This is a genomic window from Pseudovibrio flavus, from assembly GCF_009711345.1.
Taxonomy (GTDB): domain Bacteria; phylum Pseudomonadota; class Alphaproteobacteria; order Rhizobiales; family Stappiaceae; genus Pseudovibrio; species Pseudovibrio flavus.
This window is the reverse complement of the sequence record NZ_SMMA01000056.1, coordinates 80,166-104,224: the sequence shown is the minus strand read 5'-3', so window position 1 is coordinate 104,224 and position 24,059 is coordinate 80,166. Positions and strand designations below refer to the sequence as shown.

The following is a 24,059-nucleotide window of genomic DNA, read 5'->3' as shown; positions in this document are numbered from 1 at the left end:
GAGGCCGGAGTACTAGAAATGGCGCAAGTTCAAAACACCGCCGCGTCCCATGATGCGGCGGAGCAGTTCAAGGTTGGACTGCTCTCAGCGTTTGTTGCCTACTTTATCTGGGGCATGAGCCCCGCTTATTTTAAGCTCACCGCAGAAGCGCCAGCGCTTGCGGTGGTGAGCTACCGCGTTCTGGCATCTGTGTTCTTTGTTGGCGGCTTGCTTTGGTGGCGCCGCGAGCTTGGCCTTGTCACCGCCATCTTCCGCTCAAAGCGCATTTTCCTCACGGTGCTTGCTGCTTCACTGCTGCTCTCCCTTAACTGGCTTGCCTTTATCTGGGCTATTGAAGTAGGTCGCGTGCTGGACGCAAGCTTTGGTTACTTCATCAACCCGTTGGTGAGTGTAGCTTTTGCGGTGATCTTCCTGTCCGAGCGTTTGACCAAAGGACAGCTCGCAGCAGTTGGCCTGACGTTGGTTGGCGTGGGCTACCAGATCTTTGTGATGGGCACGCTGCCTTGGGTTTCGCTGTTCCTTGCGTTCTCATTTGCAGGCTACGCTGTGGTGCGCAAAAAGCTGCCAATTGGTGCGTTGTCCGGCCAGCTTGCAGAAGTGCTCTGCATGGCACCTTTTGCACTCGTTACGCTGCTTATTCTTGGCTTTACAGGCTACAACGTTGTACCGGTTGAACAGCCTGAACTGTTCGCAGCACTGGTTGGTACGGGCATCATTACCGCTGCCCCGCTGATTCTGTTCGCCTACGGTGCGCAGCGTATTCCGATGATTTACGTCGGCTTCATGCAGTACGTGGCGCCGTCCCTGCAGTTTATTCTGGCTGTTTGGGCATACGGTGAGCCGCTTTCCACTGACCGCCTGATCAGCTTCGTGATCATCTGGATCTCGCTTGCCATCTTTACCGTTGATGGTGTGATCCGCGCGCGTCGTAGAAAGGCCGAGCGGGCTATGGCAGCCCGTCAGGGCTAATCGTGCTGAGACTAGACAAAAAGAAAACGGGAGAGGGTGACCTCTCCCGTTTTTCGTTTCATACCTCTACGCGTGCAATGGCAAATGCGCGAGGATAATCGCTCGCTGGCTTAGTCCGGGTAGCTAGCGCATTTATCGCGCAGTACGCCGATTGCCTCGCGAATGTCATCAACCATAACGTAGTCGACGTCAAAGCCCTGACGAATAAACTCTTCTTCGCGCATATGATCGAGAAGAAGCTTCAAAGGCTCCCAGAACCCATTGATATTGGCAAGCAATACCGGCTTCTGGTGCTGGCCGAGCTGTGCCCATGTGAGCATTTCCACCAGCTCTTCAAGGGTGCCGATACCGCCAGGCAGAGCAATAAACGCGTCTGCCTTTTCAAACATCAAGCGCTTGCGCTCGTGCATGTCGTCGGTGACGATGAGGTCATGAGCGCGGTCCAGCATAACTTCCTTGTCCTTCAAGAACTCGGGAATAACACCGGAAACCTGACCACCAGCATCCAGAACGGAATTGGCGACAGCACCCATGAGACCAACGGATCCGCCTCCGTAAACGAGGCGAATACCTTCTTGTGCAAGTGATTGACCCAGTAGGCGGGCCGCAGCTTCATAGGCTGGGTCAGTGCCCGCGCCAGAGCCGCAATAAACGCAAATGCTTTTCAACGTTTTCATGTGTTTTTCTGTGACACCGAAGCGACGGGGCGTCAAGATGGTGATTATTTCCTCGACAAATCAATTTGCTAAAGCTTGCCCGGATAGCCAAAGATGTATAAAGCCCCTATTATGGGAGTTGTAGAGCTTAACCATTGAGCCTCAGTGGTTGGTCGGTAAAATGCAGCAAGGCGATGCCCGCGCACAAACACTGCCCTTAATAAGCGCGGCTGAAGGAGCATTGGAATACCATGTCAAAGTTGGGTTTGAGCTGGTTGCTGGCAGCAGTAATTGTTGCAGGCGGGGTTATAGGCGGAGCATTTTACTATTTTAATAGTAAAGAAGCGCCCGTTTTAGCCAAGCCCGATAATGTTGGAGAAAAACTGGCAACCGCTGTAAAAGGCAACGCCAGCTTGGGTTCCGGCAATAGTTCTTCTGCAAAAACTTCCAAGGATGTGTCCTCCACCGAGATTGACGTTACAAACGCTGGCGAAGTCGTACCAAGCTTTGACGTTATGCGCGTAGAGCCAACCGGTGATGCCGTCATCGCTGGCCGCTCTGAGGCAGGGGCAATCGTTGCAATCGTCTCCAATGGCGATGTGATCGGCAAAGGCATTGCAAACAAGCAGGGCGAGTTTGCTATCGTGCTCGAAGAGCCGATGAAGCCGGGTAATCATGATGTTACCCTCGAAGCAACAGACGCTGACACCAAAGAAACCGTGAAATCAGAACAGAGCATCGCTGTCTCCATTCCTGAAAAGGAAGAGAAGGACGGTGAGGTTCTTGTTGTTCTCAATACACCGAATGAGCCTTCCAAGGTTCTTCAGTTGCCGGATGCGCCTGAATTGGCAGCACAGGCAATGAAAGAAGACGCCAAGAAGGACGTAGCAGCGGCAGCGCCAACCACCGCAGTTGAGCCTGAGGCAGTAGCTGAAGCATCAGCCCCTGAGGAGCCGGTTACCGCAGCAGCCGAGCCGCAAACAGCAGAAGACAATGCCAAAGCGCAGCTTGCCAGCAAGCTGAAGGAAAAGGCCGCCGAGCAAACCAAAGTTGCAGCAGTAACACCTGCTGAGCAGACACAGCCGGTAGCACAGGCAGAGCCTGAGCTGCGTGTTGAGGCTGTTGAGTCTGAAGAAGGCAAAGTCTTCGTAGCAGGTGAAGGTGAACCGGGCAGCAAGGTTCGCGTTTATGTGGGCGATGAGCTTGTGGGCGAAGCGCAAACCACCAACAAAGGTCGCTGGCTGGTAGAAGCTGACAAAGAGATCCCAGAGGGTGAAGTTGCAGTACGCGCTGATCAGGTAGCCAATGCAGAAGGCAAAGTAGAAGCCCGTGCACAGGTGACTTTCGCCAAGGAGAAAGACGTTGTTGTGCTGCGTCCTGTTGTTGTTGCAGCAACGGGTGAAGCTTCCGGTACAGCAGGCGGCGTCGTTGCCACTGGCGTGAAGGAACTGCCGAACGTCATCATCCGGCGCGGCGATAACCTATGGACCATTTCCCGCCGTATCTACGGTGACGGTATGCGCTACTCCACCATCTATCAGGCAAACGATTCCCAAATTCGTGATCCTGACCTCATCTATCCGGGGCAGGTGTTCGTATTGCCTAAGGGTGATCTGAACTGGAAGACCAACTAAAGAGCTGGTCAAATCCAGAAAAAGTTTCAAAAGGCGCTGCGGGTCACCCGCAGCGCCTTTTTTGTTTTGCCCCTATATATCGAGAAAATACGATGAATAGGCTTGTAATATGGGAAAATCTCTATATATCGGATTTTTACGATGAATTGATATTGGTGCGTTGAGGAAGACCATGAGCGACCAAGACCAATTGCAGGATAACGAGGGGCACGCCAAATGCTGCCCACCTCCTGCACCCGAACTGGCAATTCTGGCCGAGCGCTACAAAGCGCTGTCACATCCGGTGCGTCTCCAGATTTTGCAGATCATGGCCGAGAACGCCCACAAATGCTGCATGGACATTGTGTCTAATGTGCCTCTTGCCCAGTCTACGACCTCCCAGCATCTCAAGGTGCTTGCCAATGCAGGGCTGATTACCCTGCAGACCAAAGGCAGAACCACCTGTGCCCAGTTGAACGAAGAGGGGCTGTCACAATTACTCGGTGATAGTCAGAGTTTCCTTCTTGCTCTTGCAAATCAAAAGCAAGAAGAGGATGCGAAATAACAAGCGGCGCGACAAAACCTATAGAAAGCCAGATTATGAGTACCGATAGCCAAACAAAAAATGGCGCAAAGAACGGCAAGCTGAATGCAGACGAAGTCAGTCTGCTGGGGCCTCTCGCCGCGCTGTGGAACTACATGTGGCCGCAAACGCGACCTGACTTGAAGCGGCGGGTTGTTTTGGCCATTGCCACCTTGCTGGTCGCTAAAGTTGTCACGGTGTTCTCGCCTTACTTCTTCGCTTGGGCAACCGATGCGCTGGCTGAAACCAAAGCGCTACCTGACTGGCTGCCAGACTTTATGCTGGTGCCGGTTATGCTGGTGTTGGCCTATAACATAGCCCGCGTTCTGGCTGTTGGCTTTAACCAGTTCCGCGATGCTGTGTTCTCCAGCGTTGGCCTTCATGCGGTGCGTGAACTGGCGAATATGACGTTTGAGCATCTACACGCGCTTTCCCTTCGCTATCATCTTGGTCGCCGTACCGGTGGTCTTACCCGCATCATCGACCGCGGTGTGAAGGGCATTGAGGGCATTGTTCGCTTTACGATCCTGAACGGTATTCCAACGATCATCGAGTTTGCCATTATGGCTGGCGTCATCTGGTACCAGTTCGGCTTTTCCTACGTTATCGTCGTCGCGCTAACCGTCTTCGGCTACACCTACTACACGGTTTCAGTCTCCAACCAGCGTATTCAGATCCGCCGCGATATGAACGCTGCCGACAACGATGCCAACCAAAAGGCCGTCGATAGCCTGCTCAACTTCGAAACCGTGAAGTACTTCGGTAATGAGGAGATGGAACAGCAGCGCTTTGACAAAGCAATGGTTGGCTATGAGCGTGCGGCTATCAAAACATGGACGTCCCTCGCATGGCTTAACTTCGGTCAGGCGCTGATCCTCGGCGTTGGTATGACCGTGTGTATGGCTATGTCCGCGATGGCCGTGCAGGCTGGGGAGCAGACCATCGGCGATTTCGTCATGATCAACGCGCTCCTGATGCAGCTTTCCATGCCGCTGAATTTCATCGGTTTCATCTATCGTGAAATCCGTCAGGGCATTGCTGACCTTGAAGCTATGTTCGACGTGCTTTCCGTTGAGCCTGAAATTCAGGATAAGCCTGATGCACCGGCGCTGGACGTGAAAGAGGGTCGTATCACCTTTAAGGATGTGAAGTTCCACTATGACGAGGAACGTCCGATCCTGAAGGGCATCGACTTCGATATGCCTGCTGGCAGCACGCTGGCCATAGTTGGCCCGTCCGGTGCTGGCAAATCCACTATCTCCCGTTTGCTGTTCCGCTTCTACAACGTGACCGGCGGTTCCATCGAGATTGATGGTATCGATGTTCGTGATGTGACGCAGAAGTCCCTTCGCCATCACATCGGTATGGTGCCGCAGGACACTGTTCTGTTTAACGACACCATCGCCTACAACATCCGCTATGGCCGCCCTGATGCAACGGATGAAGAGGTGCGTGAAGCAGCCCGTATGGCGCAGATCGACAAGTTCATCGAAGCACTGCCTGCCGGTTTTGATACCGAAGTGGGTGAGCGCGGTCTGAAACTCTCTGGCGGTGAAAAGCAGCGTGTTGCAATCGCCCGTACCATTTTGAAGGCTCCACCTATCCTCATTCTGGACGAAGCAACCTCTGCACTCGATACCCATACCGAGCAGGAAATCCAGTCGGCCCTCGATCTGGTTTCCAAAAACCGCACCACGTTGGTTATCGCCCACCGCCTGTCAACGGTCGTCAATGCAGATAAGATTCTCGTCTTGCAGGCCGGTGTAGCAGTAGAGCAGGGCACCCATCAGGAGCTTTTGGCACAAAAAGGTCTTTATGCTTCCATGTGGGCCCGTCAGCGTGAAGTTGACGAAGTTGAGGCGAAACTTAACGAAATCCGCGGGAAAGATGCGGGGATTGTTACGCGTGGCGTCTCCATAGAAGAAACCGAGATTGAATCCCTCGGCAGACAACGCTAAGACAAAACACGAATTAGGGTAAAATTGTCGCTCCAATGGCCTATATAGCCATTGGGGCTTGTTCTGTTTATTTCAGAATGACTTGATTATAGGTGGTGCACATGTCTTTGGCAGATACGATTTCAAAAACCTTGGTACCGATTCATAAAGAAGGCTATCCCTTCATTGTAATCGCAGCCACCTTGACCATCATCCTCGGCTGGTTCTGGGACCCGCTGTTCTGGATTGGTCTGTTTATCACCCTTTGGGTTTGCTACTTCTTCCGTGATCCGCCGCGTGTCACCCCTGTTAAGGACGGTCTCGTGGTTTCTCCTGCAGATGGCACCGTATGCCTTATCGGCCCTGCTGTTCCTCCAAAAGAGCTGGACATGGGTGAAGAGCCACTGATGCGCGTTTGCGTGTTCATGAACGTGTTTAACTGCCATGTGAACCGCTCTCCAATTGCAGGTAAAGTGACTCGCATCGCTTACAAAGCTGGCAAGTTCCTCAATGCTGAACTGGATAAAGCCAGTGAAGACAATGAGCGCAACGGCTTGATCATCGAAAATGAAAACCACCGCATCGGTGTTGTTCAGATCGCAGGCTTGGTTGCCCGCCGTATCGTTTGTTTTGTAAAAGAAGGCGAGACCATTTCCGCAGGTGACCGTTTTGGTCTCATCCGCTTTGGTTCCCGTCTTGATGTTTACATGCCTGCTGGCACAAAGCCGCAAGTTGCGATTGGTCAGACTATGGTTGCCGGCGAAAGCATCATCGCCGATTTGAGCAATCAGGAAAATGTGGAAGTCGTTACCCGCGTTTCCTAAACAAAAACACAAAGTAATGATGCTCGAAGGTGAGGCCGCGTGACTGCACCCTTTTCTCCATATGACCCTGGCGGGTCTCGAAATAACAAGAAACCGCGGCGCGCACGTTTCCAGCGTGTGCCGATCCGCATGATCCTGCCAAATGTGGTGACGTTGCTTGCATTATGCGCCGGTCTAACGGCTATGCGTATGGCGTTTGAAGAGCGTTGGCACTACGCCATCGCAGGTATTGTTGTCGCGGCCATTTTGGATGGGTTGGACGGACGTGTGGCACGCCTTGTCAAAGGCACCTCGCGCTTTGGTGCAGAGCTGGACTCTCTTGCAGACTTTGTAAACTTCGGTGTTGCTCCTGCAATCATCCTCTATGCTTGGATGTTGGACGAGGTGAAATCCCTCGGCTGGATCGCAGCACTGATCTACGCAATCTGCTGCGCACTGCGTCTTGCCCGCTTTAACGTGGCGCTGGATGACCCGAACAAGCCCAAGTGGGCGAACAAGTTCTTTACAGGCGTTCCAGCCCCCGCAGGCGCGCTGGTTGTGCTTTTGCCGATCTACATTGAAGAGCTGGGCGTTCCACACTGGGAGTTCCTCGCAGCGCCTGTAGCGCTTTATTCTGTGTTTGTGGGCTTGTTGATGGTGAGCCAGTTGCCGACCTTCTCCGGTAAGCAGCTTGGTAACCGCATTAGCCGCGAATGGGTGCTTCCGCTGTTTGTTGCAGCAGTCGCTTTGGTTGCGCTTCTTGTAAGCTATCCTTCAGAGGTTCTAACCGTGTTTGCAGCGGGCTACCTCGTTTCTATTCCTTTCGCTTTTAGAGCGTACCGGACGCATGTACGCGCCGATGAGGAAAAGAAAGCAGCCCTTGCAGCACCAAAAGAAAGCTGATCCAGCAAAACAAGCTTAAGGCTTATAGAAATAGAAAAAGGCCGCTGAACCTGATGTGTTCAGCGGCCTTTTTGTTTGTGGGGTGATCAGGTGCCTCACTGAGGTGAAAGCATGATCCTGAAGGATAGGGCTCGCTATGGAACGCTTTTGCCTCTGGCCCGTCCTTATGTATTTCTAAGGGTATCAAAAAACACCGCCCACCTTTTGAGAAGGCGGGCGATGTTGCCTTGTTATTCCGCAGCGACTGGAATGTGCTTTGGCTTTGGATCGCCGCTTTGCTCTATGGCAGGCACATCCTCGCTAACCTCTGCAATGGTAGCTGCCGCGAGTAGGGTTCCATCAACCTTTGTTCTGCGACCGAACAACCTTCTAAAGAAGCCACCCCAAACGTATGGAACAGCCAACATGTTTGGAATAACGATCAGCGTCAGTACGGTAGAGAAGCCCAGACCGGAGATAATCGCTGTTGAAAGCTGAACCCACCAAGCAGATGTTGTTCCGCCATAGGTGATCACCTGATTAAAGAAGTCGAGGTTGATCTGCGTCGCCATCGGGATAAGACCGGCAATCGTGGTGATTGTGGTCAAAAGAACCGGACGGATACGCTGTGCGGATGTTTTGAGCACTGCATCCAGTGGATCATCACCTTCACTTCGCAGACGGTTGTAGGTATCTATGAGAACGATAGCGTTGTTCACCACAATACCGGCAAGCGCGACAACCCCCGTACCCGTCATGATGATGGAGAACTTCTGTCCTGTAATCAGCATACCAAGTAGCACGCCAAACACGGACATAATCACCGTCGAGAGGGTCAGGAAGCTCTGGTAGAAGCTGTTGTACTGCGTCACAAGAATAATGAACATCAAGAACAGGGAGCCGATCATCGCCTTCATCAGGAAGGCACCGGATTCTTTCTGCTCCTCATCCGCACCGCGGAAGGCAAGGTTCACGTTCTCCGGCCATAGCTGCGCATCAATCCATGTCTGCAGCTCCTTCACCTTTTCATCAACGATGAAGCCAGCGCCCTTATCAACCGTCGCTTTCAAGCGCATGGAGTAGTAACCATCGGTTCTCGTGATGGAGGAAACCTTCTGCTGCGGCTGACGATCAATGAAGTTGGAAAGCGGAACCTGACCAAGCTCTGTTTGCAGACGAAGCTGGTCAAAGCGATCAAGGGTACGCTCTTCTTCAGGAAGACGAACACGAATGTCGATTTCGTCTTCTGCATCGGTTGGGCGGTAGGAGCCGATCATCACACCGTTGGTGACCATCTGGACCATTGCACCAACTGGCGCGATATCAGCCTTGTAGCGGGCAGCTTTATCACGATCGATGTTGATGACCCATTCGATACCCGGCAGGGGACGACTGTCTTCCTGGTCTAAAAGACCTTCCATCTTGTCCAAGTGGGTGCGAACGCGCTCCACTGCCGCTACCACGGCCGCGTAGTTGTCGGACTTGACCTCGAGCTGGATGTCCTTACCGGTTGGCGGACCGCCTTCTACCTTGCGCACCTCTACCTTGATGCCTGCAAGATTGGCAGTGCGCTCACGGATATCTTCAAAGATCTTCATGCCCGCGCGGCGGCAGCAGTAGTTGTCAAACTCAAGGTTCAGCTGGCCGATAACGTCAACTGGCTTGTCCTGCCCACCAGAGCCTCCATCAAGACCACTAGGGAACGCCGTGGCGATCACGTTTTCTACGCCCGGAATTTCCATAACGATGTTGCTGACCTCATTAACAAGAACGAGGGATTCAGCTGCAGACATGTTTCCGCGTCCGGAAATAAACACGTTGGCCAGTTCCGGCTCTTCTTCAATGAAGAACTCCACGCCCTTGTTGTTGCCGATGAAGGAAACAAGGATCGTTGCGCACACGCCGACGATACCGACCATAATGGCAAGGGAACCGAGCGGACGAGAAATAAAGAACTTCAGCGTCCGTACATAGTAGCCGGTAAAGCCTTTGATCTCTTTAGGGTCAAACTTGTGGTCACGCATGAAGACGCGTGCGTCTTCAAGTTCCTCATCACGACGTGCCTGAGCGCGCTGACGGGAGAAAGCAAACAGTTTCGTAAAGAGTTTGTAGAGTGGGTAAAGGCTGGCAATAGCAATTAGCGCGCCTGCACCCTTAGCTGCTTGAGGGCCCAAGCCAGCAGCTACGAACGGCAGGTTAGCAACTACAAGACCAAGAACCGGTGCTGTGATCAGGGTGAAGATGTACTCGGCAAACCGGCCAAGGAAAGCTCCAATAGATGACACGATGCCGCCTGTAACCGGAAGGAAGACCATAGCAGTCAGCAACGATGCGGACAGAACGATGATCACCATGATCGGCAGGTAGCTCATGAACTCGCCCGGAACGCCCGGCCACAACAGCATAGGCAGGAAGGCTGCCAGTGTTGTTGCAGTAGAGGACACAATCGGCCAGAACATCAGCTTGGATGCGCGAATGTAAGCTGCCTTCGGTTCCATACCCTCGGCAGCTTTACGGTCGGCGTACTCCACCATAACGATGGCGCCATCCACCAGCATACCTACTGTCAGCACTAGGCCGAACATAACCATGGTGTTCACGGTCATGCCGAGTGCGGAAAGGATCAGGAAGCCCACCATAAACGATGTTGGAATGGACATACCAACGAGGAGCGCGGATTTCAGACCAAGGGCAGCCACGACCACAATCATCACAAGGAAGATTGCTGTCATGATGGACGACTGGAGAGAGCCGAGGATCTGGAAAATATTGTCGGACTCATCCAGCATGTAGCTGACCTGAATGCTGGAAGGCAGGTCCTTGGTTGCTTCATCAACGGCTGCACGAACGGCAGCGTTGTTTTCAATGATGTTCTCGCCGATACGCTTGACGACTTCCAGAACAATCGCTGGCTGGCCGTTTACAAGCGTATACTCGGAGGCGTCTTTGAAGGTCCGCTTGATCGTCGCGATATCGCCAAGTGTAACGACGCCTTCACCGCTCTGCTTGAGCGGAAGGGAGAAGACATCGTCAGCCGTTTCAACGAGGCCGGGAACCTTGACGTTAAAGCGGCCCTTGCCACCATCCATAAAGCCAGCCGGAATGAGGCGGTTATTGAGGGAAAGGGCGTTCAGCAGATCATTCTGGGTAACCTGATAGGCTTCCATCTTCATCGTATCGATGATGACTTCCAAAAGCTCATCACGGGAACCGGAAAGATTAGCTTCCTTAACGGTAGGGATTGCTTCGATCACATCCTGAATGCGCTGGGCGGCCTTGAACAGGGTACGCTCAGGCACATCACCAGAAAGAGCAACAGCAAGCGTTGGCTGCAAAGCCATGTTGACGGTGTTGATGGTCGGCTCGTCAGCATCCTCAGGGATTTTGCCCTGAGCCTGATCTACCTTGTCACGAACGTCGCCAAGCGCTTTGTCCTTATCGAAGCTGATATCGAATTCCAGAAGGATACCAACGTGCCCCTCAGAGGAAATCGAGGTTAGCTCCTTAAGTCCCTCAAGGCCGCGAAGTTCCGTTTCCATCGGGCGCGCAATGAGGCGCTCGCCATCTTCAGGCGAAATACCCTGCTGGGAAATGGAAACATAGAACACCGGTACGTCAATATCGGGTGCAGCTTCCTTGGGAATGGAGATGTAGGTCATGATACCGGCGATCACCATCACAATCATGAGGGTGAAGACGGTTTTGGGTCGGTTAAGGACCGCCTCAAGCATATTAATCATGAGCGAGCCTCCCCGTTCTCGCTGACAGGAACAACAAACTGGCCTTCCTTCACATAGTCCTGACCAACGACAATCACGTTGACGGTCTCAGGAAGCCCTTTAAGCCATACGCCCTCAGTGTCGCCGCCGATCACTTCCACTGGGTGGAAGACAACGCTGTCATCAGCAGCGACAGCGCGAACGCCCACATTGCCTTTGTCATCCAGCGTCAGAATGCCCGGAGTTGTGAAGTGTGCCTTCTCGCTTGGCAGCTTGAGCGAAGTGACTGCAGTAATGCCGTCAAGAATGGTCAAGTCAGGGTTTGCGACTTCAACTTCGATACGGAAGGTACGGGTGTCAGCCTGTGCAGATGGGGCGATATAGCGAACTTTGCCCGGTACGGTCTGGCCGGTAACCAGAGAAACTTCCGCTTCCTGACCTAAGAACACATCCATAATGCTGGTTTCAGCCACCTGACCAATGGCAAGCATCGGGTCATGGTCAATGATTGTCGCGCAGATCTGGCCGGTCTGGAGGATAGAACCAACCTCAACCATCGGGCTTTCGACCATACCGTGACCTGGTGAGCGGATTTCAACACGGGAAAGCTCAAGCTCGGCTTCGTGCAGTTGAGCCTTTGCCGCATCGCGGGTGGCTTTAAGCGCGGCAACGCGGGTGTCTGCGGCAAAGCCTTTGTCCTTCAGGCTGCTGGCTGCAGCAAAATCAAGTTCCGCTTGCGCAAGCAGGGCATTGGCCTGCAAGACCTTGGCTTCCCGAGCACCTTTGTCCAGCAAGCACAGCAGGTCACCCGGCTTAACCACCTGACCTTCACTCACATAGCGCTTTTCAACGCGCCCTGTTGTTTCTGAGCGCACTTCCACCTTGGTGTCTGCCTCGGTACGCCCGCGAATTTCCAAGGTCGCTTCACGCGGCATCGCAACAAGCGTTTTCACCCGTACAGACTGCTTTTCAGACTGGGCAAGCTTCAATCGTTCGGCCGGAGGAGGAACAGAACCCTCCGTCTGGCCTTGTCCGCCAACAACGACGGTGCCGGATGCCATCCACACAGCAATGGAGGCGGTAATACCGGCTGCAAGAATATAAGAAAATCGAATGGTCATTTTAAACTCCGCCGAGACCTTCGGCCTTATTCTGCGGCTTGAGGTTGGGAGGATGCTTCACGAGCAATCTCCTCAAGCCTGGAACGATGTTTTTGCAAATATTCGAGTGACGCGGTTAGCGTCGTAATTCCGTATTCCATGGTCCACTGAGAGGCCGGATTGCAGCACTCGGTGGCCTGCGCCCGAAGCTCTGAAAGCTTGTCACGCAAATACGCCTCACGCGCATCAATGGCGCGCGCTATAAAATCGGCATCAAGGTATTGTGCAAAGAGGGAAACCAGCAAAAATGGCGAGCGGAAGGTGTCATGGGCAGGGAGTTCCATGAGCTCGTTCACAAATGCTTCCTTGCCAATATTGGTAATGGAGTAGATCTTTTTGGGAGGCTTGCTGGGGGCAAACTCTTCACTAACGGTCACCAACCCCTCGCTTTCCAGCTTGGAAAGGCAAGGATAAATGGAGCCGTAGCCAGCCTCTGTAATGAAGGCAAAGCGACCTTCACCGGCAATCCTGCGGATCTCGTAGCCTGTAGCGTCATGGCAAAACAGAACTGCCAAACAGAACTTACGGGTGCTCATAGGGTATGCCGTCCTTCCAGTTGCTTCTATTGAGCTCTGTGATCAGCGACAACATACGGTCCGCAGTGCTGTCTCGATCACACAGCATGCTATATCGGGTCGATACGCTTAGGGTATATACGTATCGACTTGATATATGTCAATCATGTGGCAATAGGGAAAAGGCTTATTTTTGCTTTGGTACTAGCGTGCAACAGTTGCGCTCATATGTTGTGCAACGTGCTGTGTTTGCAAGGTATGGTTTTTAGAAAAAATTACCTTGGGGCACTGTGGTGCTTTGGCAGGTCCATTGCTTTGATACGATCCTGCAATGAGGATTTTGGAAAAGCCTTGCGAAGCAGGGAGAGAGCCTCGGAGCCGGATTTAGGTTTGGCCGAACTTAAAAGTTTTTGCATCTTCCTGATACGCTCATCGAGTCTTTCTTCTAACTCAATGAGTTCTGCGTATCGTGTTGGGTCAGACTTGGCTTTCAGGCTCGGCATTTGAGTTGTTCTCTTTTTCTGTCCGGTTTGGTTATCAAGCGCGGTAAATGCGGCAAAATACTGACATATGTATAATTTGCCGCAGCCTACAAAGAACTCCTGATTAAACCGCTAATGCCAACTACGCCCCAATATTTAAGGGTATCCCTCGGCCTTTGCCTTAACCGCCTTTAGCAAAATCTTGCTGACAATGATTAGATGGGGAGCAGCCCCTCTTGCATTTCAAAGAGCTATCTTGTTGCATGGCCTAGTGAAAATACTAGGGGTTCAAAATGGTTTCAGAGTATCCTCGTGACATGATTGGCTACGGGCGCAATACGCCTGATCCTAAGTGGCCTAAGGGCGCAAAACTCGCTCTACAGTTCGTCATCAATTACGAAGAAGGCGGAGAGAATAATATTCTCCACGGTGATCCGGCTTCCGAAGCGTTCCTGTCAGAAATCGTCGGAGCGCAGCCTTGGCCTAACCAGCGGCATATGAATATGGAGTCCATTTACGAGTATGGCTCCCGCGCTGGTTTCTGGCGGCTTTGGCGTTTATTTACAGATCACAATATGCCCGTAACGGTGTACGGCGTTGCAACAGCACTTGCGCGTAATCCGCAAGCCGTTGCGGCGATGAAAGAGGCTGGATGGGAAATTGCCAGCCACGGCCTTAAGTGGATAGAGTATAAAGACTTCCCTATGAGCGAAGAGCGCTACCATATGGAAGAGGCGATCCGCATCCATGAGGAAGCAACTGGCGAGCGGCCAACAGGCTGGTATCTGGGCCGCTGCTCGGAAAATACTCGTGACCTCATCATGGAGGAGGGCGGCTTCCTCTACGATTCCGATAGCTATTCGGACGACCTGCCTTATTGGGTGGACGGACCAAAAGGGCCGCATCTGGTCATTCCATACACGCTGGACACCAACGACATGCGCTTTGCAACGCCGCAAGGATTCAATAGCGGCGACCAGTTCTTCACGTATCTGAAGGACAGCTTCGACATGCTCTACGCTGAAGGACAGGCCGGTGCACCCAAGATGCTGTCTATCGGGCTGCACTGCCGTTTGGCAGGAAGACCGGGCCGGGCCGCCGCACTAAAGAAGTTCCTCGACTATGTTATGACGCACAGTGATGTCTGGGTTACCCGAAGGGTAGATATTGCCAAGCACTGGCACGACAACTTTAAACCGGAATAAACAGAAAATTCTCAGGTTTTCATCAGGATTCTAGGCTAAAACGGGGCGGAAAACTGCCCCGTTTTTGTTTTGTCTAAAAACAATCCAACTTCAGCAATACTACGGTCACAGTGCTTCCAAACTTTTCATGTTCCCTTGATCACTCCCCATTCAAAATCTTGTTACTGAGCGGAATTGGAAAAGGTTTTCCTGTCACCCTTAGAACAACTAAAAAGAACAGTGATTATTAGAAATCGCTGATAAACAAATAGGGATAAAAAGTGTCTAATTCCGAGATCTCAGCAGCCAATTCCGGCGCAGACAATTCTACGGGTGAAAGCCTCTTCACCGCACGTTTTTCTCGCCGCATGTTTCTTACAGGTGCTGCGTCTCTCCTTCTGGCAGGGTGTGCATCTACCAGCTATCAAAGCAGCACAGTAACCTACAGTCAGCCGCAGCAGCCACAGCCGACAGGCGATCTGCGCAAGGATCCCTATTACATTGCAATGTATGCAGCAGTGCCGACGGAGAAGTTCCCGATCCCTGCTGTAAACTTGATGGAAGTCCCAGATTCCAAGTACTTGCGTCAGGTCGTAGCCTATAACGGACCTGAAAGAGCAGGCACTATCGTTGTCGATCCAAACGAGCGTTTCCTTTACCTCGTACGTGGTGATGGCTCTGCCATGCGTTATGGCGTTGGCGTTGGTCGCGCCGGCTTTGAGTGGGCAGGTGATGCCGTTGTAAAGTTCAAGCGCCCTTGGCCGCGTTGGACCCCGCCAGCATCCATGATTGCCCGTCAGCCTAAGCTGGAAAAATACCGCAATGGTATGGAGCCCGGCCTTCATAACCCGCTTGGCGCACGCGCGCTTTACCTGTTCCATAACGGTCAGGATACGCTCTATCGAATTCATGGAACCAACGAGAACTGGTCCATTGGCCGTAACGTCTCCAGTGGCTGTATCCGCATGCTAAATCAGGATATAATCGACCTCTATAACCGCGTACCATCTGGAACGCGGGTTGTGGTTCGTCCATCACGCGTCGCGTAACACAAAACGGGTTTCAAACCTGCTTGGGCGCCAACCATGTTGAAGAACACAGGTTGGCGCTTTTAAAATTGTAACAAACTGTCGCAACAGGGAAAATTGGCGAATTTCGATACCAAATTGATATAGAGCAGACGCGCATACTTTTCTTAGAGACGCTAAGAGTAGCCTTTAAATCGGACAACCTGAAAATATGGTAGGCTCCGGAGTAGCAGTTGGCCCAAATCGGGCAGAAAAACGTAAAAAGGCCACTGCACGGACGATTGGAGAGAATTTGTATGGCGCGCTCAAAGCAGCTAGTTACTGTGCTTGTGTCGGCTGGCCTCGTTGGAACACTGGGCCTATATATTGGAAAGCCAGCTCTGTTTTCTGAGCCCGTTCCCCTGTTAGAAAAAGTTGGTTTAACCCTGTGGCCTGAACAAAGTGCAGCAGGCAGCGCTGGTCAGCAAAAGGGCAGCGCGGCAATGGCTCGTGGCGGCCCACAAGGCGCTAAAGGTATGCGCGGTGGTGCAGGGCGTGCAGTGCTTGTGCGTGCAACCAACGTTGTCATGGGCGAAAGCGATGCATTTGTAAAAGCGATTGGCACGGCCAAAGCAATTCGCAAGACCGATCTTTATCCAGAAAGCTCCGGCCGCGTTGCTGAAATCAACGTAAAAGGCGGCGACCGCGTGAGCAAAGGCGATATCCTTCTCTCCCTTGATGATACCGAGGAAGTGCTTGCGCTCCGCAAAGCAGAAGTTGAGCTGCAAGACGCAATCGATCAAGTAGAACGCTACAAGAAGCTTATTAAGACCAACACCATCTCCACTGTTCAGCTCTCCCAAGCCGAGTTGGCGCAGCAGCAGGCTGTTGTTGCTGTTGAACAGGCTAAACTAAACCTTCAGCGCCGCTCTGTGCTTGCCCCGTTTGATGGTATTCTTGGTATCATCGATGTCGAGATCGGTGACTATGTAACACAAAGCTCCCGCATTGCCGGTCTGGATGACCGCAGCCAGTTGCTGGTTGAGTTTGTGGTGCCTGAGCGCTTCTCCAACAAAGTGAAAATCGGCGACAAAGTTGAGCTTCGCACAGAGGCTGTCGCAGGCCAGACGTTTGTTGGCCACCTTTCTCAGATCGATAACCGACTGGACCCAGTTTCCCGTACATTGAAGATGCGGGCGACGATTGATAATCCGCAGGATCTGCTTCGTGCAGGTCTGGCTTTTGATGTGAATGTTGTTCTTGAAGGCGAAAGCCGTCCCGCTGTTCCTGCAATGGGCGTGAAGTGGGATAACGACGGCTCCTTCGTATGGCTTGCCCGCGAAGGTAAAGCACAGCGCGTTCCTGTAACGATCATCGAGCGCGGTGCAACTTACATCCTCGTGGAAGGGGATGTCATGCCGGGTGAGGTCATCATCACCGAGGCAGTGCGCGGTCTACGTCAGGGCGCAACAGTAAAGGTCATGCGTGAGCCGGGCCTGCCGTTGGATGTAACGCCTGACAAACGCATGGCACCAGAAACAGCACCGGCCATTTCCGGGGCAAAACCTCAACAAGCACCCAATGCACAATCTGCCAGCACAGCTGGTTGAGACTGATAGCGGTATGTGAGCAGGATTTGCCTTGATGACTGACAACAATGACCAAAAGCTGAAGCCGGAAGACCTCAGCGGCATCTACGCCGTTAGTGTGCGCCGTCCGGTTCTGGCTATCGTTATGAACCTGCTGCTTATTGTGGCAGGTATTGCGGCCTTGATGGGTGTTGAAGTACGCGAAATGCCCAACATCGACAGGCCCGTTATTTCCGTAACCACAATGTATTCCGGTGCGCCGCCAGAGGTGATTGATACCGAAATCACCAGTGTGGTTGAAAAGGCTGTTGCCCGTACCTCCGGCATTCAGACTATCTCTTCCAACTCCACTTATGGCCGCTCCCGCGTGACCATCGAGTTTGAAGATGGTGTTGATGTTGGTGAAGCAGCCAACGATGTGCGTGACAGTGTGGGCGCTATCTCTGGCCGTCTGCCCGAAGAAGCTGACCTTCCTATCGTCGTGAAGGCGGACGCTGACGCTGATCCAGTCCTTCGCCTTGTGGTTTCTTCCGAGACCATGAAGATTGAAGACCTGTCGCAGCTCGTTGAAGACGACATTGTAGACCGCTTTGCCTCTGTGCCGGGTGTTGCCAGTGTCGATGTATACGGTAGCCGCGAACCGATCTTCAAAATTGCTATCGATATCTCCGCTCTTTCTAGCCGTGGTCTGACTTACGACGAGCTGCGCAAGATCCTGCTTGAACTGGCGATGGATACATCCGGCGGTGCTTTGGAGACCGAAGGGCAGGAAATCTACATTCGCGCCAACAGTGATATCGAGACTGCCGAAGATATCGCGATGGTCAAGATCAACGAGACCACCCGTATCAAGGATGTGGCCGTTGTGACCTATGGGCCGGACGATGCAGCAACCGGCGCATACATTAATGGTAAGCAAGCCGTCGGTATGGGTATCATTCGCTCGGCCAATTCCAACACCATCGAGATTTCTGACGGTGTGAAGGAAGCAATCGAGCGTCTTAAAACCCAGCTTCCTGAAGGCGTAAACATCCAGATCACCAGTGATGATGCGATCTTCGTATCCAATGCGATCTGGGAGGTGGTGATCTCGCTCATCATGGCTACAGCCATCGTTGTTGGCGTTATCATGCTGTTCCTTGGCTCGCTGCGTATTACGCTTATTCCGGCAGTTACTGTGCCAGTTGCGCTTACAGGTGCCATTGCAGGTATCTGGATCGTTGGCTTCTCCGCCAACATTCTAACGCTTCTCGCCCTGTTGCTCGCCACCGGTATGGTGGTGGATGACGCAATCGTTGTTTTGGAAAATATCTCTAAGCGCCTTGAGAAAGGCGAGGGACCACGAGCGGCGGCAATTCTTGGCACCCGTGAAGTTTTCTTCGCTGTTATCACGACTACAGCAACGCTTGCTGCGGTGTTTATTCCAATCTCGTTCCTGCCGGGTAGTGTTGGCAAGCTGTTCTCCGAGTTCGGCTTCGTGCTCGCAATCTGCGTGATGCTATCGTCCTTTGTGGCGCTCACACTTGCGCCGATGATGGCCAGCCGCTTGCTGCGCAATAAAACCCGTGATGAAACCCGCCGTATCTCTATCCTCTGGTTCGCGATTGAAAAGTTTGGCCGTGCATGTGTTGAGCTTTACTCCAAGCTCTTGAACCTGAGCCTAAAAGCGCCTCTGGTTGTTGTCGCTGTATCCGTTGCCTTCTGTACCTACGGCTACTTCCAGTACTTCAATCTGCCGCAGGAACTGACCCCAACCGAAGATCGCTCCTTTATCTTCATGGTGGTGCGTACGGATCAGGGTTCCAACCTCGATCATACCCGTAGCAAGCTGGCGCAGATTGAGGGCATCGCGCAGAAGTATGTCGATAACGGTGAAGCTGAAACCATCATGTCCATTTCTGGCATGGGTGGCAGTAAAAACCGTGGCTTCATCATCATGTCGCTAAAAGAATGGTCTGAACGTGAGCGAGGCCAGAGCGAGATCGTTGCTGAGATGAACCGTCAGGTTCAGCAAATTCCAGGTGCAATGGTCTTCATCATGCAGCCAAACACGCTGGGCGTTCGCGGTGCTGGCCAAGGCCTCCGCTTTGCTTTGATCGGTGCGGACTATGATACGCTCTCAAGAAGTGCTCAGGAGCTTTCCAACGCGCTTCAGGACCAGCTAGGCGATAAGATTGGCCGTATCGACATCAGCTACGACACCACGCAGCCGCAGCTTCGCGTGCATGTGGATCGTGAGCGGGCAAAAGACCTCGGCCTTTCTGCAGAAACTGTAGCCTCTAATCTCCGTATGCTGCTTGATGGCAGTGAGGTTGCGGAACTGTTCATTGAGGACGATGGTATTCCGATGGTAATGGAAGCTGGTGGCATGCCGCTGCGCTCCACCCGCGATCTGGAAAACGTCTTCATCCGCTCCGGTGATGGCACCATGATACCGCTGTCTTCTATCATCACGATTGAAGAAGAAGCTGTTGCTCCGTCGCTCACCCGTGAGGAACAGCAGCGCGCTGTGCCAATGTCTGTCGGCCTGACAGACGGCTACGACCTTGCCCAATCCGTGGATGATATGCGCCGCATTGCTGATGAAGTGCTTCCTTCAGGCGTAAACACCATCTTGCTCAGTGAAGCAGCGCTTATGGAGCAAACATCCAGCAACGTTGCAATCACCTTCGCCTTTGCGGTTCTTGTGGTCTTCCTTGTTCTGGGTGCTCAGTTTGAAAGCTTCATCAGCGCGACGGTAATCCTTGCAACGGTTCCTTTTGGTGTGGCCGCGGCCATTATCGCCATGGGTCTCGCTGGCGGTTCGGTGAACGTTTATAGTCAGATCGGCATCATTCTGCTTGTGGGGCTTATGGCGAAAAACGGTATTCTTATCGTGGAGTTTGCCAACCAGCTGCGCGAGGAAGGAAAAAGCGTTTACGACGCCATCCATGATGCGTGTTTGATCCGCCTGCGTCCGGTGTTCATGACCGTTATCTCTACCGTTCTTGGCGGTGTGCCTCTAGTGCTTGCCTCCGGCGCGGGTTCTGAAGCGCGTATGGAACTGGGCTGGGTGATTGTGGGCGGCCTTGGCTTTGCAACTATTGCAACCATGTTCCTCACTCCAGCGGCCTACCTGCTGTTGGCCCGCTTTAGCAAGCCGCGCCATATGGAAGAACAACGCGTTATTGACGAGATGGAAAAAGCCATCAGAGCAAAAGACGCATAAGCAAAAAAGAAGGCGAGGAGTTTATCTACCTCGCCTTTTTCATTTTCGAGTATCGTTTGCTGCTGTTAGAAACGCGCTGCCAGAACGTTTATTACGTCGGCGCCGTTCTCCTTATATTTCTGGGCTAGATGAAATATTGATAGGCGAAGTTCGCAAAGGCGTGAGTTTGCCATCAACTCCTCATCCTCATCATAGAGGGTGTGGCCATTTCTCTTGGAGAGGGTCAGCTCCTCAAACCCGTCAGAACCGGAGAAATACGAGAGCAGCAGGTCTAGGTCTACCTGCTTGTTTCCAGCTGCATCTATAATGCGCGTGGCCTCTAGGTTTCGGAGCCATAAGTTTTCGCCACATGCCTCCAGAATTTTCTCACAGGCGACTATGTGTTCATGAAGGCTGGATGTCGTTGTCGGTCGCATTCCGCTCTCACTTGTTCGTCTTGCCAATTTGAAAAGACTACACGAAATACCTGAGTGCTCGGCTAAGTGATCTATGAAAATTTTAGAATAAATTTCTGTCCGTGTTTGTGTTTCGTCGTCGATATCTCATTCTGCATTTATGGTTATTTGTTATTAATGGAAAATAAGTCAGAGGTATTATCAGCATTGAAAAATCAATAAGTATTAAATGGCAATAATGCTAGGTTTTACATTGAGTTTTTGGGTAAAGTTGAAATCAATGTTGAATTGAACTTCGAATATGGTCACTGTGTCCTTAGGTAATTTTATTGCTGTGGCCTTCGGCTGCGCGGGCAACTATTCAGTGGACCGGAGATTCTATGGATAAGCATGGGGCAAAGGCTGTTGGCCAGAACGCTTCTGCGAGCGGTGATGCAGGTAGTGCTCAAACACCCCCTCCAGCTCAGAAAACAGCAAGTGGTGAAGTTGCAGTTCAGCCCTCAGCAAAGGCGGAGGCCAGCGTGAAGCAGCAGCAAGAGAAGTTGGCGCAGGCCGAGAAGGAACTTGCAAAAACAGCTGCTGCAAAAAAGGGCGGTTTGGCTGCTGTTGTACCGCTTCCGGTAAAGAATAAAAAAGTTAAGAAGGAAGCCAAAGGCCTCTGGCAAAAGCTGATTGGGGTAGGGCTGCGCCCGCAGCAAAAGCGGCGTAGAGCCGTTGCTCTCTCATTCGCCTTGGCCGTGCTTCTTCCTGCTCTTTTAGGGACGCTCTATTTCGCCTTCATCGCTTCTGATCGGTATTCGGCAAGCGTTGGCTTTGCTGTGCGCGGAGTTGAGGCTGGTGCTGTCGGCGGCGACTTTCTGGGTGCTCTTACAGGTGTAGCCAGTTCAGGCTCTACAACAACAGACTCCTATATCTTGATGGACTATCTGCGTAGCCGCGAGGTTGTAGAGCGGCTGAGCAAGGATATGGGGCTACGAGAGCATTACAGCGACGCCAACGTAGACTTTCTCTATCGGCTGGATCCTGCGATCCCGATTGAAGGATTTGTTGGCTATTGGGACTGGATGATCAATACCAGCTTTGACAGTACTTCCAGCATTATCACTGTCGAGGTCGAAGCGTTTTCAGCAGATGAAGCCTTTAACCTTGCCAGTTTGGTTTTGAACTACAGCGAAGGGCTGGTGAATACCCTTTCTGAGAATGTGCGCCGCGATGCGGTTCGCTTTGCAGAGGAAGAGGTGTCTCGTGCTGAGCTGCGATTGCGCATGATCCGCGGCCGAATGCGGGAGTTTCGCGAAAACAAAAGTGCGCTTGATCCCACCAAAAACGCAGAGGTTCAAATTGAGCTTGTTGCCCAGCTTGAGCGGCAGCTCATAGATACACGCTCTAGGCTTGCAACCCTCGTGGGTACCATTGATGAAAGCTCCCCAACTCTCAGGCAACTGCGCAAGCAAGAAGCGGCGTTGTTGGAGCAGATCACCTTGAAGCAGGCGGAAATTGCCGGGCCCTCAGGGCATTCGCAAGCGGGGACTAGTGGCGACAGCAATGGAGATCGGCTGAATACCTCTCTATCCAGTATGCTGGCAAGCTATGAGGAGCTATTGATAGAGCAGGAGTTTGCCCAGCAAGCCTATACGGCTGCTATGGCAGGGCTTGAGCGAAGTAGAGCAGAGGCTGATCGTCAGCAGCGGTATCTGGCAGTCTTCCAAGCTCCATCAAAACCTGAAACGGCTATTTACCCACGGCGAACCACCAACTCGCTGTTGTTGTTTGGGGTATTGCTCGCCCTCTGGTCCCTCGGTTTGCTGCTGACCTATTCCATACGCGATCATCTGCGCTAGGTACCTGTTATGGATGGGGTTCTTGTCACGCAGAGTAGGGTTCTTGGGGCGTTGGTGCTGAGGGAAACACGGGTTGCCTTCGGTAATTCGCAGCTTGGTTATTTCTGGGCGGTCTTTCAGCCAACCCTTAGCACTATGGTGTTGGTTGGGATCTTTGCCGCCATTGGCAGGCCCCCGTCAATAGGAACAAGCTTTGCGCTTTTCTTCGGGACGGGCATTTTCACCTTCCAGTATTATAACAAGCTCACGAGTTCGCTCATGACGGCCGTCCAGCAAGGAAAGGGCCTACTCACCTATCCGCTGGTGAAAGAGACGGACTTGCTGCTGGCGAAGTTCATCTTTGTCTCAATGACATACGCCCTCATAATGATGCTGTTCTATGGATGCTTGATTGTGGTCGGTGAGGGGTTCTTTCCCAAGCGATTGGAGGAGGTCATTCTCGCGCTGGCTGCCATTGGGTTGTTGGGCCTTGGTGGTGGCGTCACTAACGCGGTTTTACTGCGCTTATGGCCGACTTGGAAACAGGTCGAGGCAATACTCTCCCGCCCTCTCTTTTTCCTCTCTGGCATCTTTTACATCCCCAGTGAGTTCCCGCCTGAAATCTACCGGTTACTTGCTTGGAATCCGGTTCTGCATGGTGTCGAGTGGGTGCGGGAAGGCTACTATGGCTACTACGACAGCATCATTCTCGATAAGACCTATCTGCTGTCCTTTGCGCTGGTGCTGCTGCTTTTTGGCTTCAGCGGTGAGCGGCTGTACCGGAAGAAGGTGCAGTAGATGATAGAGTTTAAGAACGTTCGCAAAACCTATCGGCTCAAGGGTGTCGAGAAGGTCATCATCGAGAACTTGACGATGAAATTTCCAAAGGGAAAGAACATCGGCATTGTCGGCCATAACGGCGCGGGCAAGTCCACGCTCATGCGTTTGATTGCCGGAGCAGAGCTACCGGATGAGGGGACGATAAAACGCCATGTAAAGGTTTCATGGCCGCTGGGGTTTGCTGGTGGCTTTTCCGGCAATATGACCGGCATTGAAAACATCCGGTTTGTTGCACGGATGTATGGCGAAGACACGGAGCGGATGATTGACTTCGTAGAGGACTTTTCCGAGCTTGGAGCTTCTATGCGCTTGCCTATTTCAACCTACTCGTCGGGCATGAGAGCAAGGCTTGCGTTTGGCGTGAGTATGGCCATCGATTTCAAATACTACCTCATTGATGAGGTGACGGCGGTGGGCGACGCACGGTTCAAAAAGAAATGTGATGAGGTCTTTCAGAGCAAGCTGGAAAAATCCAATATTATCATGATTTCCCACTCTGATGGCACACTCAAGAAGCTTTGCAATGTGGGCTGTCTTCTGCATGAAGGAAAGCTGACGATGTATGATGATCTGAACGAGGCGCTTGCTCAGCACAGCAGCAATCAGATGGCTTAGCTTGGGACTCAAGAACCGCGAATAAAATTCGCAAATCCAACGCATTGCATCGGAGTTCAAAGTTCTATCTGTCTATATTGGG

The 24,059-nt window shown here is 52.4% G+C and carries 19 protein-coding genes; 13 read left to right on the top strand and 6 right to left on the bottom strand.

The features are described from left to right. The first annotated feature begins 18 nt into the window (after positions 1 to 18). Positions 19 to 969, top strand: a complete 951-nt coding sequence (gene rarD, locus E1162_RS05685; RefSeq protein ID WP_155128110.1) for an EamA family transporter RarD — start codon at positions 19 to 21, stop codon at positions 967 to 969. 110 nt (positions 970 to 1,079) lie between these two features. Here rarD and E1162_RS05680 read toward each other — a convergent pair whose 3' ends face one another. Next, positions 1,080 to 1,646, bottom strand: coding sequence for an LOG family protein (locus E1162_RS05680; protein WP_155128107.1), 567 nt, complete (start codon positions 1,644 to 1,646; stop codon positions 1,080 to 1,082). 230 nt (positions 1,647 to 1,876) lie between these two features. Between E1162_RS05680 and E1162_RS05675 the strand changes: the two genes are divergently transcribed. The 5 genes from E1162_RS05675 to pssA all read left to right on the top strand — a co-directional run bounded on the left by E1162_RS05675 (position 1,877) and on the right by pssA (position 7,464). Continuing rightward, the gene (locus tag E1162_RS05675) at positions 1,877 to 3,259 is read left to right on the top strand and encodes an Ig-like domain-containing protein (protein ID WP_155128104.1); all 1,383 of its coding nucleotides are present in this window, start codon (positions 1,877 to 1,879) and stop codon (positions 3,257 to 3,259) included. A 172-nt stretch (positions 3,260 to 3,431) separates the two neighbouring features. Beyond that, on the top strand, positions 3,432 to 3,803 hold the full coding sequence (locus E1162_RS05670; RefSeq protein ID WP_155128101.1) for an ArsR/SmtB family transcription factor: 372 nt from the start codon (positions 3,432 to 3,434) through the stop codon (positions 3,801 to 3,803). Between the two features lie 35 nt (positions 3,804 to 3,838). Next, positions 3,839 to 5,779 (top strand): ABCB family ABC transporter ATP-binding protein/permease, encoded by a 1,941-nt coding sequence (locus E1162_RS05665; protein WP_155128098.1) that lies wholly within the window; start codon positions 3,839 to 3,841, stop codon positions 5,777 to 5,779. Between the two features lie 101 nt (positions 5,780 to 5,880). Further along, positions 5,881 to 6,582 (top strand): phosphatidylserine decarboxylase, encoded by a 702-nt coding sequence (locus tag E1162_RS05660; protein WP_155128095.1) that lies wholly within the window; start codon positions 5,881 to 5,883, stop codon positions 6,580 to 6,582. Between the two features lie 39 nt (positions 6,583 to 6,621). Beyond that, the gene (pssA, locus tag E1162_RS05655; protein WP_371311821.1) at positions 6,622 to 7,464 is read left to right on the top strand and encodes a CDP-diacylglycerol--serine O-phosphatidyltransferase; all 843 of its coding nucleotides are present in this window, start codon (positions 6,622 to 6,624) and stop codon (positions 7,462 to 7,464) included. Positions 7,465 to 7,694: 230 nt separating this feature from the next. Here the strand turns inward: pssA and E1162_RS05650 are convergent, their stop codons facing one another. The 4 genes from E1162_RS05650 to E1162_RS05635 form a co-directional block, all read right to left on the bottom strand. After that, positions 7,695 to 11,183, bottom strand: a complete 3,489-nt coding sequence (locus E1162_RS05650; RefSeq protein WP_155128092.1) for an efflux RND transporter permease subunit — start codon at positions 11,181 to 11,183, stop codon at positions 7,695 to 7,697. Next, positions 11,180 to 12,283 (bottom strand): efflux RND transporter periplasmic adaptor subunit, encoded by a 1,104-nt coding sequence (locus E1162_RS05645; protein ID WP_155128089.1) that lies wholly within the window; start codon positions 12,281 to 12,283, stop codon positions 11,180 to 11,182. The genes E1162_RS05650 and E1162_RS05645 overlap by 4 nt, the downstream gene beginning before the upstream one ends. A 26-nt stretch (positions 12,284 to 12,309) precedes the next feature. Continuing rightward, entirely contained in the window at positions 12,310 to 12,858 is a 549-nt protein-coding gene (locus E1162_RS05640) for a PadR family transcriptional regulator (protein WP_155128086.1), read from the bottom strand. 254 nt (positions 12,859 to 13,112) lie between these two features. Continuing rightward, positions 13,113 to 13,340, bottom strand: a complete 228-nt coding sequence (locus tag E1162_RS05635) for a hypothetical protein (RefSeq protein WP_155128083.1) — start codon at positions 13,338 to 13,340, stop codon at positions 13,113 to 13,115. Between the two features lie 272 nt (positions 13,341 to 13,612). Here E1162_RS05635 and puuE point away from each other — a divergent pair, with 272 nt between their 5' ends. From puuE to E1162_RS05615, 4 genes are all read left to right on the top strand, one after another. Further along, on the top strand, positions 13,613 to 14,524 hold the full coding sequence (puuE, locus tag E1162_RS05630; RefSeq protein WP_155128080.1) for an allantoinase PuuE: 912 nt from the start codon (positions 13,613 to 13,615) through the stop codon (positions 14,522 to 14,524). 347 nt (positions 14,525 to 14,871) lie between these two features. Further along, on the top strand, positions 14,872 to 15,552 hold the full coding sequence (locus tag E1162_RS05625) for a L,D-transpeptidase (protein WP_155128269.1): 681 nt from the start codon (positions 14,872 to 14,874) through the stop codon (positions 15,550 to 15,552). 275 nt (positions 15,553 to 15,827) lie between these two features. Further along, entirely contained in the window at positions 15,828 to 17,120 is a 1,293-nt protein-coding gene (locus tag E1162_RS05620; protein WP_155128077.1) for an efflux RND transporter periplasmic adaptor subunit, read from the top strand. A gap of 34 nt (positions 17,121 to 17,154) precedes the next feature. Beyond that, a complete protein-coding gene (locus tag E1162_RS05615; RefSeq protein WP_155128074.1) occupies positions 17,155 to 20,307 on the top strand; it encodes an efflux RND transporter permease subunit in 3,153 nt (1,050 codons plus the stop codon). A 65-nt stretch (positions 20,308 to 20,372) separates the two neighbouring features. Here the strand turns inward: E1162_RS05615 and E1162_RS05610 are convergent, their stop codons facing one another. Further along, positions 20,373 to 20,723 carry a hypothetical protein gene (locus E1162_RS05610; RefSeq protein WP_155128071.1) on the bottom strand — a complete coding sequence of 117 codons (351 nt, stop codon included), beginning with the start codon at positions 20,721 to 20,723 and terminating at the stop codon, positions 20,373 to 20,375. A 359-nt stretch (positions 20,724 to 21,082) separates the two neighbouring features. Between E1162_RS05610 and E1162_RS05605 the strand changes: the two genes are divergently transcribed. Genes E1162_RS05605 through E1162_RS05595 form a run of 3 tightly spaced genes read left to right on the top strand, consistent with a single transcriptional unit; the run spans position 21,083 to position 23,977 of the window. Beyond that, entirely contained in the window at positions 21,083 to 22,543 is a 1,461-nt protein-coding gene (locus tag E1162_RS05605) for a KpsE/RkpR family capsule polysaccharide export protein (protein ID WP_155128068.1), read from the top strand. A 9-nt stretch (positions 22,544 to 22,552) separates the two neighbouring features. Continuing rightward, entirely contained in the window at positions 22,553 to 23,320 is a 768-nt protein-coding gene (locus E1162_RS05600; protein ID WP_155128065.1) for an ABC transporter permease, read from the top strand. Next, positions 23,321 to 23,977, top strand: coding sequence for an ABC transporter ATP-binding protein (locus tag E1162_RS05595; RefSeq protein WP_155128062.1), 657 nt, complete (start codon positions 23,321 to 23,323; stop codon positions 23,975 to 23,977). Positions 23,978 to 24,059: the final 82 nt, after the last annotated feature.